Origin of the sequence: Streptomyces paromomycinus (genome assembly GCF_003865155.1) — a bacterium.
Classification (GTDB): Bacteria; Actinomycetota; Actinomycetes; order Streptomycetales; family Streptomycetaceae; genus Streptomyces; species Streptomyces chrestomyceticus.
On the sequence record NZ_BHZD01000001.1, the window covers coordinates 6,722,961 to 6,737,810 of the forward strand.

General features: G+C 71.9%; 12 protein-coding genes and 1 pseudogene. 7 read left to right on the forward strand and 6 right to left on the reverse strand.

The genetic code is table 11. The annotated features are described in order from the left end of the window. Positions 1-935: 935 nt before the first annotated feature. On the forward strand, positions 936-1,919 hold the full coding sequence (locus tag OEIGOIKO_RS28830; RefSeq protein WP_246177574.1) for a helix-turn-helix transcriptional regulator: 984 nt from the start codon (positions 936-938) through the stop codon (positions 1,917-1,919). A 393-nt stretch (positions 1,920-2,312) separates the two neighbouring features. Then, the gene (locus OEIGOIKO_RS28835; protein ID WP_125056480.1) at positions 2,313-2,738 is read left to right on the forward strand and encodes a hypothetical protein; all 426 of its coding nucleotides are present in this window, start codon (positions 2,313-2,315) and stop codon (positions 2,736-2,738) included. Between the two features lie 68 nt (positions 2,739-2,806). Here OEIGOIKO_RS28835 and OEIGOIKO_RS28840 read toward each other — a convergent pair whose 3' ends face one another. After that, positions 2,807-3,163, reverse strand: a complete 357-nt coding sequence (locus OEIGOIKO_RS28840; protein WP_125056481.1) for a PucR family transcriptional regulator — start codon at positions 3,161-3,163, stop codon at positions 2,807-2,809. Positions 3,164-3,383: 220 nt separating this feature from the next. Here OEIGOIKO_RS28840 and OEIGOIKO_RS43105 point away from each other — a divergent pair. From OEIGOIKO_RS43105 to OEIGOIKO_RS28855, 4 genes and pseudogenes are all read left to right on the forward strand, one after another. Next, positions 3,384-4,265 (forward strand): annotated as a pseudogene (locus OEIGOIKO_RS43105) (FAD binding domain-containing protein); the annotation flags it as partial. Positions 4,266-4,454: 189 nt separating this feature from the next. After that, positions 4,455-7,160, forward strand: coding sequence for a molybdopterin-dependent oxidoreductase (locus OEIGOIKO_RS42340; protein WP_246178144.1), 2,706 nt, complete (start codon positions 4,455-4,457; stop codon positions 7,158-7,160). 117 nt (positions 7,161-7,277) lie between these two features. Beyond that, a complete protein-coding gene (gene trxA / locus OEIGOIKO_RS28850; protein WP_125056483.1) occupies positions 7,278-7,679 on the forward strand; it encodes a thioredoxin in 402 nt (133 codons plus the stop codon). Continuing rightward, a complete protein-coding gene (locus OEIGOIKO_RS28855; protein ID WP_125056484.1) occupies positions 7,672-8,268 on the forward strand; it encodes a histidine phosphatase family protein in 597 nt (198 codons plus the stop codon). Before trxA ends, OEIGOIKO_RS28855 begins: the two co-directional genes overlap by 8 nt. A gap of 108 nt (positions 8,269-8,376) precedes the next feature. Here OEIGOIKO_RS28855 and OEIGOIKO_RS28860 read toward each other — a convergent pair whose 3' ends face one another. Continuing rightward, positions 8,377-9,408 carry a rod shape-determining protein gene (locus tag OEIGOIKO_RS28860; RefSeq protein ID WP_125056485.1) on the reverse strand — a complete coding sequence of 344 codons (1,032 nt, stop codon included), beginning with the start codon at positions 9,406-9,408 and terminating at the stop codon, positions 8,377-8,379. A 150-nt stretch (positions 9,409-9,558) separates the two neighbouring features. After that, positions 9,559-10,563, reverse strand: coding sequence for a helix-turn-helix transcriptional regulator (locus tag OEIGOIKO_RS28865; RefSeq protein ID WP_125056486.1), 1,005 nt, complete (start codon positions 10,561-10,563; stop codon positions 9,559-9,561). Between the two features lie 61 nt (positions 10,564-10,624). On the opposite strand from OEIGOIKO_RS28865, the gene OEIGOIKO_RS28870 reads away from it, so the two are divergent. Then, positions 10,625-12,964: an ATP-binding cassette domain-containing protein gene (locus tag OEIGOIKO_RS28870; protein WP_125056487.1), complete on the forward strand. Its 2,340-nt coding sequence runs from the start codon at positions 10,625-10,627 to the stop codon at positions 12,962-12,964. A 38-nt stretch (positions 12,965-13,002) separates the two neighbouring features. Here OEIGOIKO_RS28870 and OEIGOIKO_RS28875 read toward each other — a convergent pair whose 3' ends face one another. From OEIGOIKO_RS28875 to OEIGOIKO_RS28885, 3 genes are read right to left on the reverse strand one after another with little or no spacing between them, the layout of a single operon-like run. Further along, on the reverse strand, positions 13,003-13,599 hold the full coding sequence (locus tag OEIGOIKO_RS28875; RefSeq protein WP_125056488.1) for a hypothetical protein: 597 nt from the start codon (positions 13,597-13,599) through the stop codon (positions 13,003-13,005). A 38-nt stretch (positions 13,600-13,637) separates the two neighbouring features. Continuing rightward, positions 13,638-13,874: a Trm112 family protein gene (locus tag OEIGOIKO_RS28880; RefSeq protein WP_125056489.1), complete on the reverse strand. Its 237-nt coding sequence runs from the start codon at positions 13,872-13,874 to the stop codon at positions 13,638-13,640. A gap of 3 nt (positions 13,875-13,877) precedes the next feature. Beyond that, positions 13,878-14,849, reverse strand: a complete 972-nt coding sequence (locus OEIGOIKO_RS28885; protein WP_246177575.1) for a DMT family transporter — start codon at positions 14,847-14,849, stop codon at positions 13,878-13,880. Between the last annotated feature and the right edge of the window lies 1 nt (position 14,850).

Genomic DNA, 14,850 nt, shown 5'->3' on the forward strand with positions numbered 1-14,850 from the left:
TCCCGCGCTCGCCGGGGTCGGTTGCCGTGCGTAATGTGGTTGACATAGGCACGCATCTTCGGCAGCATCTTCGCCGTGATTGCTCAATGAAGTTCCCGGCGCGAGTCGCTGGAACCGAGGGCGCGCTAACGGGGTACAGGGGGTCACTTTGCGCGGCGGAAACAGCGTGGCGCTGCATCGCTTTGTGCGACGGTTTGCGCAGCTAAGTGCTCTTGGTCGAGGCTGTAGTGGTGCGCCTTCCTGTCGCAGGTTTACCAATGTTCTTAGAAAAATTGGGTTGAGCCTTTCCATGTGTCGTTCGTACAGGTTCTGCTCCGGACGCCGAGGCGACGCCATGCCGACCTGATGTTCCGCCCCGCCGGCCGGGCTCACGCCGGATTCGGTCGTCGGAACCCGGAACTCTCAAGTGGGCCCGCCGACCGGGCGATCCGCCCTTCGTGGTGATCGACACGTAATCCGTACGCGCGGCCGCAGGTGCCCAGACGTCCGCAGCGCGGCCGACGGCGACAGAAGGGCAGCGCATCGCCAGCTCATCTCCGCCCCCCGAACGTGGCCGCCACCCGTCCTCGCCTCGGGCATCTCGTCCGCCGAAACCTCAACCAGAAACCGACTTGACGCCTCTCGCCGGTGACAGCCGGGCGGGTGGCTCGTACCCGGTTGTCGCCGTGACCTGACCGGGGCCCCTGGAGAACGGTGCAAGGCTCAGCCTGGTGAGCATCCCCGCACGTCAGAGCTGTGCGGCGAGGTCGCTGGGGAGCTTTTTCCTGCCGGTGTCGAGCCCCGCGGACTGCGCGGGTGGGAGTGCGCCGGCCCCGCAAGTGGATACACCCAACGGGAGGAATGCTGTCGTGAGTGCTGCTGGAACGGATGGCGAGCACATTGAGGGCGAACCGATGGAGAGCGCCCTGGCGGGCAGAACGAGAAACTCCCACCCGGTGAGCGACAGCATGAGGATGTGTCCCACGTTCGACGCCTCCCTCGGCGAACTCTTTGCCGAACAAGCCGCTCGCAAGCCTCATATCACCGCCGTGGTCGACGAGAGCTCGGGCACTTTCCTGTCCTACGCCGAAGTCGACCGGATGTCCGACGGCATCGCCCGTGCCCTCCGTGCCCAGCGGGCGACAGCGGGCGAGCGGGTCTGCCTGGCGAAGGAATCCAGGATGGGCAAGTTACTGGTCCTGCTCGGCATCCTCAAAGCGGGCATCAGCGTCCCCGCGCGCTATGCCGCCATCATCCTGTGGATCGGCGAACTGGTGGCGGGCGGGCGCTCCAGAACCTTGCTGTTGAACAGAGGCGTTGTCCTGGAGTCGTCCGAATGCACACCGGCATGCCCGGTATGGGGGCAGCGCGGACGTGAGGCGGACCGGCGCTCGCCGCGCCAGGACGCGCTGCGGGCCGCCCGGCACCTGCATGTCGTCGACTCGGCCGGCCGCTGCCAGCACATCGAACTCGTCGCCCCCGCCACGGCCGTCAGCCTCACCATCCGCCCGCAGCGCCCGGAGACCAGGCATCCGGCCGTCCTCATGGACCTGGGGCAGGCGGCCGGCCCGGTCCCGGGGTCTCTTCCCCGGAGCCAGGGCCCCACGTGCACCACACACGCTCCGTCGGCCCGGGTGCCGAACCCGCGCCGCGTCCCCGTACCGACACCCTCCTCGGACCGGACCGGTGTTCAGCCGCAAGGCCGGGCGCCCGTGCCGTCCCACGTTTCCGTGCCGACGAGGGTGTGTGCGTTGACGCGGGCCGAGTTGGCCGTGGCAAGACTGGTCGCGGAGGGAAAGACCAACAAGGAGATAGCGGACCTCCTGGTGCTGTCGGTGCACACCGTGGGGACCCATGTCCGCAGCAGCTTCGCCAAGCTCAACGTGACCAACCGCGTGGCCCTGGCCCGGGAGATCATTTTCTATGACTGGGCCAAGTGACTCGCGCGACCACGCGTGACGCCTCAGCGCCGGGCCGCCTCGCTCCTGCCCCCGGCGAGAGCGGGGCGGCCCACTGCTCATCTGGTGTTGCCGGCCCGGGGCGGTCGCGTGCGGAGAACGTGGAGCAGGCCGGTCAACTTCTCCGGAACGCGCCGTCCAGGGTGGAGCGAGTGGGGTCCGACGGTGGAATCGGACAGAAGGCCACCTGCCGTTCCGCTCGGTTGTTCGAGTCCGTTGGCCGGCGGCTCCACATGGTCGGCAGCTCAGCAACGCCGTGACCTGATGCCGATTCGAACGCCCCGCTGGCCGGTTGCGCCCGATGTGGTCCCGGGGTGGCGGCCATAGCGTGAGCCCGCCTCTTCTCCGTACGCCGACGAGAAAGGAAGAGACGCCATGGCCGTCATCAACCTTATGATCCTCGAAGGGGACGAGCAGGAGCCCGAGGGCTGGACGAAGATCAGCAAGGATCTGAACGCCGGCTCCGGTGGCCAGTACCTGTACTTCGCCTTCGAGACGGACAGCAAGCTCTCCGCGCCCAACGCCGCGTTCGGCCCCATCACCGACATCATCTTCCTGTCCAAGGGCGACGAGCCCCCGCACGGCTACCGCAAGCTCAACAAGGACCTGAACGCCGGCGCGGGCGGCGAGTACATCTACGCCGCGTACACGCGCAGCGGCGAGCAGGGTTCGCCGATCAACTCGCTGGACGTCGCGCTCACCGACAACCGTGACTACCAGCCCCCGAAGCCCTGGGAGCGCTACGACAAGGACCTGAACGCGGGCGCGGGCGGGAAGTACGTGTACCTGCTGCACATCTGATCCGGCCGGTTCCGGGCGGGACGGCGGTTGCCGTCCCGCCTTTCGCGTGGGGCGGCGTGGTCCGGGGCCTACGCTTCGCCGCCGGCCGCCCCCGCGCGGCACAGCAAGGCGGCGTGCAGGTCGAGGCGGTGAGGGAGGCGGGTGAGGTCGCGGCCGGTGAGGTGTTCTATGCGCTGGATGCGGTAGCGGACGGTGTTGACGTGGAGGTGGAGCGCGGCGGCGGTGCGGGACCACGAGGCGTCGTGGCGGAGGAAGACCTCCAGGGTGTGCAGCAGGGTGCCGGTCCTGTCGTGCTCGGGGAGGAGCGGGCGCAGGGCGCGGGCACTGAAGACGGCGCGGACGTCGGCGGGTACGGCGGACAGCAGCCGTTCGAGGGTGGCGGGGGCGGAGCTGCCCCCGGGGGCGGGCGGGGTGGTGTGCGGCATGGGGCGTGCTCCTCGTACCGTCCGGGCGCCGGGCGCGGCCCGGACCTTGCCGTGCGCACTCGCCAGGTGAGAGCGCGGAAAAGCATCGTAAATGCCAGCGGGATGGGTGTGTAGTTGCGCTGATGCGGGGTGAGGGGGCGGGCGGTGGAGACGGGTGTGCGGGCGTGTGTCGTGTGCGTGGCTGCGGGTGGTGGAGGGGCTCGCTTGTTTCACTCGGGGCATGGATCTGCATGCGGTGCGGGAGGTCTTGGGGGTCGGGACGGCCGGGGAGGCCGGGGAGATACGGGGTGCGAGGGGACGTTCGGAGTGGCGGGCGGGTGATGCCTGGCTGGGCGGCGGTACGTATCTCTTCTCCGAGCCTCAACCGGGGGTGCGGCGGCTGCTGGATCTGAGCCGGGCGGGCTGGGAACCGTTCCGGTGGCTGCCGGACGGTGCGTTGGAGATCGCGGCGACGTGCACGGTTGCTGAGGTGTCCCGGTTCGGGAGTAGTGGTGGTGGGGGTGGTGGCGGCCGTAGTAGTAGCGGCATCGGCGGGTTGCCGGTGGGGGTGCTCTTCGAGCAGTGTTGCCGTGCTTTCCTGGCCTCGTTCAAGATTTGGAACACGGCCACCGTCGGCGGGAACCTGTGCCTTGCGCTGCCCGCCGCGCCGATGGTCGCTCTGACGGCGGCGCTGGACGGTACCTGCCTGCTGCTGGCTGTGGACGGTACGGAGCGGCGACTGCCGGTGACAGACCTCGTCACCGGCGCCGGGCGCAACGCGCTGGCGGAGGGCGAGTTGCTGCGTTCGGTCACGTTGCCGGCTCGCGCGCTGGAGCGTCGTACGGCGTTCCGGCAGACGTCGCTGTACGGGCTCGGGCGCTCCGCCGCGCTGCTGATCGGGACGCGGGACCCGGTGGACGGGGCGTTCACCCTGACGATCACCGCCGCCACCGTACGGCCGGTGCGGCTGCGGTTCCCGGAGCCGCCGTCCGCACCCGAGCTGCGGGCGGCGGTCGGGCGGGCCGTACCGGACGACGGGTGGTTCGACGACGTGCACGGACTGCCCGAGTGGCGGCGGCACATGACGTATCGGATGGGGGAGGAGATTCGGGAGGAGCTGGGGCGGGAGGAGCTGGGGCGAGAGGGGTGGGGGCGGTCGGGGGTGTCATTGGGGCAGGGGGCGCCTTCGCGGGCATGGGGCCGGTCGGCCGTCCCGCTTCCGTCCGCGTCCGTACGTCCGCGTTCCCGCGCTTCCTTTCGTGCCGAGGTCGACGGCACTTCCACAAGCACCGCACCTCGCCCCGGCCAGTGCTTGCGCACGTACTTGCGGGAGCGTGGCAGCTTCGGGGTCAAGAAGGGATGTGACGCCGGAGATTGCGGGGCATGCACGGTGCACGTGGACGGTGAGCCCGTGCACAGTTGCGTGTATCCGGCCGTACGTGTTGACGGCCGGTCGGTCACCACCGTCGAAGGACTGGCCGACGCGGGGCCGGACGGTGAGGCGAGCGGCCGCCTGCATCCCGTACAGCGGAAGTTCCTGGAGGCGCAGGGATTCCAGTGCGGGTTCTGTACCGCCGGGTTCGTGATGACGGCTGCCGCGCTCGACGAGGAACTGCTCGCCGATCTGCCGCGCGCCTTCAAGGGGAACCTGTGCCGCTGTACCGGTTACCGGGCCATCGAGGACGCCGTACGGGGCGTCCGGCACATCGAGGAACCGACGGCGGACGATGCCGTCGGCCGCAACGCTCCCGCACCCGGTGGCCGGGAAGTGGTCACCGGCACGGCCCGCTACACCTTCGACCTCGACCTCGACGGCGGCACCGGCGCGCTGTCCGGCCTCCTGCACATGAAGCTGCTGCGCTCGCCGCACGCCCACGCCCGGATCACCGCCGTCGACACCCGGGCCGCGCTGCGGGTGCCGGGCGTGCACGCGGTCTTCACCCACCACGACGCCCCTGACCGACGCTTCTCCACCGCTCAGCACGAACATCCCGAGGACGATCCGCACGACACCCGGCTGCTGGACGACACCGTCCGCCATGTGGGGCAGCGGGTTGCCGCGGTGGTCGCGGACAGTGAGGCGGCGGCGGAGGAGGGCTGCCGCCGTGTCGAGGTGACGTACGAGGTACTGCCCGCGGTCCTCACCCCGGAGGAGGCGTTGCTGCCGGGCGCCCCCGTGGTGCACGCGAGGGAAGCGGCGGAGCTGTCCGAGGCCGGGCTGTCCGGGGCCAATGTGGCGGGTGAGGTGCATGGGGAGATCGGCGACGTGGAACGCGGGTTCGCCGCGGCCGACGCGGTGTACGAGGAGACCTTCCGCACGCCGCGGGCGCAGCACGCGAGTCTGGAGACGCATGGCGCGGTCGCCTATTTCGAAGGCAGTGTCCCGGACGGCCCGGACGCCCCGGGCCCCCGACGCCTGGTCGTCCGTACCAGTACGCAGGCGCCGTACCTCGTGCGCCGCTCCCTCTGCTCGCTGCTGGACCTGCCGCCCGAGGCGGTACGGGTCGTCGCGGGGCGGGTCGGCGGTGCTTTCGGCGGGAAGCAGGAGATGCTCGTCGAGGACGTCGTGGCGCTGGCGGCGTTGCGGACCGGGCGGCCGGTCAAGCTGGAGTTCACCCGGGCCGAGCAGTTCCACGGCGCGACGACGCGGCACCCGTTCACCGTACGGGTCAAGGCCGGCGCGCGCCGGGACGGGACCCTGACCGCGCTCCAGCTGCACGTGGTGTCCGACACCGGCGCGTACGGCAACCACGCCCGGACCGTCCTGTCGCACGGGTGCGTCGACGCCCTGGCCCTCTACCGCTGCCCGAACAAGAAGGCGGACGGTTTCGCCGTCCACACCCACACCGTCCCCGCCGGCGCCTTCCGCGGGTACGGGCTCGGGCAGGTCGTCTTCGCGCTGGAGAGCGCGCTCGACGAGCTGGCGCGGCGGTTGGGCGTCGACCCGCTGCTGTTGCGGGAGCGCAACGTGGTGCGGCCCGGCGACGCGCTGGAGACGGTGGTGGGCGGGGTGACCGATCTGCGCATCGGGAGTTACGGGCTGGATGCGTGTCTGCGGAAGCTGCGGGAGGTTTCCGCGTCGACAGGGGTGGATGTGGCGTGTGGGCCGGCCGGGTCGGACGGTCCGGAGGCGCCACCTGGATGGCTGGTGGGCGACGGCAGTGCCGTCTCGATGATCGCCGCCGCCGGGCCGGGCGGGCACTTCGCCGACGCCCGGGTCACGCTCACCGAGGACGGCACGTACGAACTGGCCGTCGGATCGATCGAATCCGGCAACGGGACCACCACCGCACTGCGCCAGATCGCCGCCGCCGAACTCGGCATCACGAGTGCGCGGATCGTCGTACGGCAGGCGGACACCGACGTGGTCGGGCACGACACCGGCGCCTTCGGCTCGGCCGGGACCGTGGTCGCAGGAGAGGCGGTGCTGCGCGCGGCGCGCTCCTTGGCGCGGCTGGTACGGGTCCGGGCCGCGCGCGGGGACGGTGACGGACCGCTGACCGGGTACGGCCGCTCCGCCGGGACGCCGCGTACGGTCGCCTTCAACGCGCACTGGTTCCGCGTCGCGGTCGACCCGGACAGCGGGGAGATCCGCATCCTGCGCAGCGTGCACGTGGCGGACGCGGGCACCGTGATCAACCCCATGCAGTGCCGGGGACAGGTCGAGGGCGGGGTGGCCCAGGCGCTGGGGGTGGCGCTCTTCGAGGACGTACGGCTGGACGGGCGCGGGGCGGTGTGCACGGCGGCGTTCCGCGAGTACCGGCTGCCGGCCTTCGCGGACGTGCCCCGGACCGAGGTGTATTTCACACCGACGTCCGACGCGATCGGCCCGGCGGGCGCGAAGTCGATGAGCGAGAGCCCCTTCAATCCGGTCGCGCCGGCCCTGGCCAACGCGCTCCGTGCCGCCACCGGGGTGCGCTTCACCCGGCTGCCGCTGGCCCGGGACCGGGTGTGGCGGGAGCTGTCGCGAGAGGGGCCGGGGACGCCGCCGTACGGGCGAGGAAATTCATATGGATAGGACGGCGTTTGCTGGGCAGGGGTGCGGGACGGTCCGGCGTGCGGAATAGGGCGGGCGATGAGCCCGTTGTCGCAGCGGGACCGAGAAGAGACCGGAACCGGAAGCAGGGAAGTACGCATGAGCACGGTAGAGCTCACCAAGGACAACTTCGACGAGATCGTCTCCGGCAACGATTTCGTCCTGATCGATTTCTGGGCCGAGTGGTGCGGCCCGTGCAAGCAGTTCGGCCCGGTTTTCGAACGGTCGTCCGACAAGAACGACGACCTGGTCTACGCGAAGGTCGACACGGAGGCACAGCCCGAGCTGGCGGCCGCCTTCCAGATCCAGTCGATCCCGACCGTGATGATCGTCCGCGAGAACATCGCGGTGTTCTCGCAGCCCGGCGCGCTGCCGGAGGAGGCCCTGGAGGACGTCATCGGCCAGGCCCGCAACCTGGACATGGACGAGGTCCGCGCCTCCGTCGAAGAGGCCCAGAAGCAGGAGGCCCAGAAGCAGGACGGGCAGGCCGCCGGTGAATGAACTGCTCCTGATCCGCCACGGCGAGACGGAGTGGAGCAGATCGGGGCAGCACACCGGCTGGACCGATCTGCCGCTCACCGCCCGCGGTGAGGAGCAGGCCCGCTCCCTGCGGCCGGTCCTGGCCGGCCGGAAGATCGGCGCGGTGCTCTCCAGCCCGCTGCAGCGGGCCCGGCGCACCGCCGAGCTGGCCGGCCTGCCGGACCCTCAGATCGACGCCGACCTGATCGAATGGGACTACGGCGGGTACGAGGGCATCTCCACCGACGAGATCCACCGGACCCGTCCCGACTGGTTCCTGTTCACCGACGGTGTGACCGCCGGGCCCCCGGAACACCCGGGCGAGTCGCCCGAGGAGGTCGGCGCGCGCGCCGACCGGGTGCTCGCCCGTATCGAGGAACAGCTGCGCACGGCGGACGGCGATGTGGTGCTGGTCGGCCACGGGCACTTCCAGCGGGTGCTGACGGCCCGTCGGCTGGGCCTGCCGGCGTCGGCGGGCGCGCTGTTCACCTTCGAGACGGGCACGGTGGGCATCCTCGGCGAGGAGCACGGGCGGCCCGCGGTGGTGGGGTGGAACACCCGGACGCTGTGAGAGTCGGGGACGGGGCGGGGCCGCCTGGCTGTGCCGGCCGCCCCTCGGCCGGCCAGGTCGTACGTTCCGGCCGGCCGGCCGGGCCGTAGCTCCCTGCCGTCCGGCCCTTCAGGTGGCCATCGGATCGAGGTGCAGGGGCTCCACCTTGCCCTCGATCATGGCGCCCAGCCCCAGCACCGCACAGGTGTCCGGCCGGTCCGCGATGTGCACCGGCATGGTCGTGGCCTGCCGGATCATCGACTGCAGGCCGGGAATCAGCGCGCTGCCGCCCGCCAGCATGATCCCGCGCTCGCCCAGGTCCGCCACCAGGTCCGGCGGGCAGCGCCGCAGCACCGACCCGATCCCGTCCAGGATGGTGGTCAGCGGTGAGGCGATGGCCCGCTGGACCGGTTCGGTCTCGACCATGACCGAACGGGCCAGCCCGCTGACCACGTCCCGGCCGTGCACCTCGGTCGGCCCCGCCGCCAGGTCGCCGTTGCTGGAGAGCATCAGGTGCAGCGGACGTACGGACTGACCCGGCAGCAGCAGCTTGTGCTGGAGCCGCAGGTGCTGGACGACGGCGTGGTCGATGGCGTTGCCGCCCACCGGGACGGTTTCCGCCGCCACGATCGAACCGAGCGAGAGCACCGCGATCTGCGTGGTCCCCGCCCCGCACACCACGATCATGGTGGCCTCGGGCTGCTCCACCGGCAGGTCGCAGCCGACCGCCGCGGCGACCAGCGTGTCGACCATCTCCACCCGGCGGGCACCGATCCCGTTCAGGGTCTCCACCGCGGCCCGCTGCGCCAGCGGCTCACTGCCGTACGGCAGGCAGATCGCGGCCCGCATGGTGGGTCTGCGCCGCCACGCCTTGCGCAGCCTGTCGTCGACCAGGTTGCGCAGCAGCCGCTGGGCCATGTCGATGTCCACGACGGTGCCGCCGGCGACCGGGCGTACGACCCGGATGTGGTCCGGCGTGCGGCCGTCCATCACCTCGGCGCGGTCCCCGACGGCGATCAGCGCGCCGGTGCGGATGTTGACGGCCGCGACGGTCGGCTGGTCCACCGCCAGGCCCTGGTTCTTGACGTACATCCGGGTGCGGGCCGCGCCCAGATCGACGGCGACCGAGCAACGGAGCAACTGTGCCAGGCTGGCGGTCATGGATGGTGCCTCCCCGGGGAGCGTTCGGCAGTACGGGCCGAGTGGCCGCCGGCGGCCACTCGTGATCCATCGTGTGCCAACGGGTCGTCAGGTGCGCGTTGGGGAGGTCCGGTTGGGGGACGCCGGGGGTCCGAGGGGGCAGGCGTGATGTCAGAGGCCGGAGGGTGGCGGGGTTGTGGAGCGCCGTGCGGCGTCCATCAGCCGACCGCCCAGATCGTGCAAGTAAGCGATCAGTTCCGGAGGTTCGTGCACCTCGAAGGGGACGCCCAGCAGGCCGAGCCGGAACGCGAGCCAGTCCAGCGCGTCACCTCCCGTACGCAGCAGGCAGGAGTCCGGGGTGAGCGGTTCCAGGAGGCCGGTGCCCGCGGGGAGCCGGGCCGTCGCGTCCTCCAGGGTGGTGTGCAGCGTGACCAGGGCCCGGTGCCGCGCGCGGTGGCTGGTGACGGATTCGGCGACGAACGCGGCGGCGTCCGGTGTGGGCGGCCGGCGGTCCGGTACGCAGCGGGCCCCGGTGAGCCGCGGGCCGTCGACCCGGTCCGCCCGGAACGTACGCCAGTCCGCGCGGTCCAGGTCGTACGCGACGAGATACCACCGCTGGTCCGCGCTGACCAGGCGGTACGGCTCGGCGTGCCGCCTGCTCGGGGCGCCGTCCGCCGCCGCGTACCCGAAGCGCACCCGCTCGCGGCGGCGGCAGGCGGTGGCGAGGGCGGTCAGCACGGCCGGGTCGGTGACGGGGGCCTCGCCACCGCCGGTGAGCAGGCCGTAGAGCGGGACGGTGGCCTCCTGGAGGGCGGTGACCCGGTCCCGCAGCCGGGCGGGCAGCACCTGTTCCAGCTTGGCCAGCGCCCGTACGGAGGTCTCCGCCACGTCGGCGACCGTGCCGCCCGCCGCCGCGTGCAGGCCCACGGCGATGGCGACGGCCTCCTCGTCGTCCAGGAGGAGCGGCGGCATCGCGGTGCCGGAGGCGAGGCGGTAGCCGCCGACGGCGCCGATGGCCGCGTCCACGGGGTAGCCGAGGCCGCGCAGCCGGTCGATGTCGCGGCGGACCGTTCGCGGGCTGACGCCCAGCCGTTCCGCCAGTTCGGTGCCGGTCCGTTCGCGGCCGGTCTGGAGGAGCGTGAGCAGCTTCAGAAGGCGCGCCGGGGTGTCGCTCATGCTCCCAGGGTGCCGCAGAAGGCGGTCATGTTCTGACCTACTTCATTCCTAGCGTGGCCGTATGGGAGCAACGCACGACGACAGCATCAGGATCACCGGCGCACGGGAGCACAACCTCAAGAACGTGGACCTGGAGATCCCCAAGGGGCGCATCACCGTCTTCACCGGGGTGTCCGGTTCGGGCAAGTCCTCGGTGGTCTTCGACACGGTGGCGGTGGAGTCGCAGCGCCAGCTGAACGAGACCTTCACCTGGTACGTACGCAACCAGCTGCCCAAACACGAACGGCCCAAGGCCGACACCATCGAGCGACTCTCCCCGGCGATCGTCGTGGACCAGCGGCCCCTCGGCGGCGGCGCGCGCTCCACCGTCGGCACCCTGACCGACATCTACGCGATCCTGCGGGTGCTCTACTCCCGCTGCGGCACGCCGAGCGCCGGTGAGGCCACCGCGTACTCCTTCAACGACCCGGCCGGCATGTGCCCCGAGTGCGCCGGGCTGGGCTGCACCACGCGCATCGACCTCGACCGCTTCCTGGACACCGGCCGCTCCCTCAACGGGGGCGCGATCCGCTTCCCGCCGCTCGCCGTCGGCACGGCGGGCTGGCAGATCTACGCGACCTCCGGCCTCTTCGACCCGGACAAGCCCCTGGACCGGTACACCCCGAGGGAGTGGGACCTGCTCCTGTACGGCAAGGGGTTCACCGTCAAGCGCGGTGAGCGGGCCTACAACAACACGTACGAGGGACTGGTCGAGAACTTCGACCGGCGTTATGTGAAGCGGGACGTCTCGGCGCTCTCCGAGAAGGCCAGAGCCATGGTGCGCGGCTTCGTACGGGAAGGGACCTGCCCGGTGTGCGGGGGCGCGCGGCTGACTGCGGCGGCCCTGAAGTCCCTGGTCGCGGGGCGGTCCATCGCCGAGATGGCGGCGCTGGAGGTCACCGAGCTGAGCGACGTCCTGCGCGGCATCGACCCGGCCGAGGAGCCGGTGGGCGCGGCCGTCGCGGCGCGGGCGGTCACCGCGCTGGACCGGCTGACCGGCATCGGCCTCGGCTACCTCAGTCTCGACCGGCCGGCCGCCACTCTGTCCGGCGGCGAGGGGCAGCGGCTGAAGATGGTGCGCCACCTGGGCAGCAGCCTGACCGGCATGACGTACGTCTTCGACGAGCCGAGCACCGGGCTGCACCCCAGCGACGTACGCCGCCTCAACGACCTCCTGGTGCGCTTGCGCGACAAGGGCAACACCGTGCTCGTCGTCGAACACGACCGGGACGTCATCGCCGTCGCGGACCACGTGGTGGACATGGGGCCCGGGGCCGGGGCGCAGGGCGGCGAGGTGGTCTTCGCGGGGACGGTGCGGGGGCTGGCGGCGGCCGACACGCCCACGGGGCGCGGGCTGCGGCGCGTGACGGGTGTGAAGGCGGACGTCCGTACGCCGGTGGACTGGCTGACCGTACGGGACGTGACGCTGCACAACCTCAAGGGCGTGGACTTCCGCGTGCCCACCGGGGTGCTCACGGTCGTGACCGGGGTGGCGGGCTCCGGCAAGAGCACGCTGGTGTCCGAGGCGTTCGTGGGGGCGCACCCGGAGGCCGTGGTGGTCGATCAGTCGGCGATCGGGGTGTCCGCGCGGTCCACCCCGGCCACGTACCTCGGGGCGATGGACGCGGTACGGGCGCTCTTCGCGCGCGAGAACGGCGTACCGGCGGGGCTGTTCAGCTTCAACGCCGCCGGGGCGTGCGAGGAGTGCCGGGGGCGCGGGGTGATCCATACGGACCTGGCGTACATGGACCCGGTGACCTCGACCTGTGAGGCGTGCCGGGGGCGGCGCTACAAGGACGAGGTGCTCGGCCTGACCCTGAGCGGCCGGTCGGTCGCGGAGGTGCTGGAGATGACGGCGGAGGAGGCGGTGGCGTTCTTCGGGGCGGGTGGTCCGGCCGCTGCCGGGAGCGGCGGCGACGAGGCGGCAGGGATCGAACGGAAGCTGGCGGCCCTCGTCGAGGTCGGGCTCGGCTACCTGACGCTGGGACAGTCGGTGTCTTCCCTGTCGGGCGGCGAACGGCAGCGCCTCAAACTGGCCACCCGGCTGCACCGTACGGGCAGTGTGTACGTGCTCGACGAGCCGACCACCGGGCTGCACATGGCCGACGTGGCGGGCCTGCTGGAACTCCTCGACCGGCTGGTGGACGACGGCAACACCGTCCTGGTGATCGAGCACGACCTCGATGTCGTCAAGCGGGCGGACTGGGTGGTCGACCTCGGGCCCGGCGGCGGCCGGCGCGGCGGCGAGATCGTGTACGCCGGGACGCCGCGCGGCCTGCTGGCGGCGCGCGGTTCGGTCACGGCCGACTGTCTGCGGGGCTCGCTCGGCGGCCGGCTGGCTGCGGCCTCAGTCGACGGCTGACTGGTTGCGGCCTCGGGCGGCGGCTGACTGGCTGCGGCTCAGTCGACGGTGCGCTGGAGCAGACCCCAGGTGAACTCCGCGACCGCCGGCCGCTGTTCGCCGTTCGTGTCGGGCGCCGTGAACGCGAGGCGCCAGCGGGTGGGGGCCGTGCCCTCCATGGGGCGCGCCGGGGCGAACGCGCGGGCCACCTCGTCGACCGTGCAGGACCACGGGACCAGGTCGTCGGTCGTCCGCAGGGCGGGGGCGGCGGCGCCCGGCGCCCGGACGAGCCACGCGTTCCACGCGGTGCCCTGCGGACCGGTCAGGACCTCGAACCGCAGATCGGGCCAGAGTGGTACGGGCCAGGTCAGCGCCTCGCAGGTCAGATCGCCGAGGCGGCGGGCGGTGACGGACTCGGGGCGGCCGAGCAGCGAGCGGTAGCGCTGCACCGCGCCGCGCGACCGGGGCGAGTGGGCCCACGCCTGCCAGCGGCGGTTGGCCTCCCGCAGCTCGGCGCGGGAGGCACCGAGGGTGCGCAGCGCGTCCTCGACCAGGCCGGGCTGGTGGTCGGCCATGCGGCGCAGCAGGACGAGCTGGAAGACGCGGGGGCCGTCGGCGGGCGCGTTGCCCGGGCCGTTGTCAGTGGTGGGGTTCATGATGGAAATGTTCGCGGACGACAGGGCGGGCGAGCACCCTAACGGGGCTCCTCGGGTGGGCGTTCGTCCGGGGGCAGGCGGCGCAGGATGGCTTCGTGTTCGGTCTCGGTGACCTGTTCACCGCAGGAGGGGAGGAGCTGGGGGATGTTGTCGAGAATCGGGTAACGGCGGCGCAGCCGCGGGTTGTAGAGGATGTCGTCCGGGACGAGCAGGGTCAGCGGGCCCTTGTCGATCGGACAGGCGAGGATTCGCAGCAGGGGGTCGTCGGGGGTCACGGCTCAGCTCCTTGGGGAGGGGCGGGCGTCGGGCGTATCCGTCGTCGGTTCCGGTCCCGGTTCCGGTTCCGGTTCCAGCTCTGGTTCCGGTGACGGGGCGTTTTGGCGGGGCAGGGCCAGCAGGACGAGTACGGCGACCGCGGTGCCGCCCAGGCGCAGGCCCAGGCGCAGGGGATCGGCGGGCAGCGGCTCGCCGAAGGCGACCGTGCCGCAGGCGACAGTGAAGACGCAGGTCACGGTGGTACAGACGGGGACGATGAGGGAGGCACGGCAGCGCTGGAGCGCGGTCTGCGACAGCACCAGGCCCACCGGGCCGGTGAAGAGCAGCAGATACGGATACGGGGAGGTGAACACGTCACGGACGGCGCCCGCGGGGTCGTGCGCGCTCAGCAGTCCGGAGACGCCCTTGATGGCGAGCGAGCTGACGCCGTAGAGCAGGCCGACGGCCACACCGTAGGGGACGCCCGAGGTGGGCTGGCGGTGACGGCGCTTGGCGCGCCGCTCGGCTGACCCGTACAGCCACAGCCCCGCGGCCAGCGAGGGCAGGGCGAGGGCGAGCAGGGTGCCGGTGGGTGCGGTGCGGGTGACGGTGCCGGCGCCGCTGCCCTGGAGTGACCCGACGACCATGCCGAGCGCGAGCAGGATCGCCAGGATGCTCCGGCGTTCGCGGCCGGTGGTGCGCTCGCCCAGGAAGACCGACGACAGGAGGAGCAGCAGGACCAGGCCCGAGACGAAGATGCCCTGGGCGGCGGCGATGGGCAGGGTGCGGTAGACCGCGAGCTGGGCGGCGAAACCGGCGGCGAGGGCCAGCGAGCCGCCGAGCCACAGCGGGCTGCTCAGCAGGTGGCGGACGAGCCGGGCGGGCCGGCGGGTGTTCAGTGCGGGCAGCGCGGACAGGGCGCGCTTCTCCAGGACGAACCCGGTGCTGTACAGGACGTTGGCGAGCAGCGCGGCCGCCACGCCCCACCACAGCACT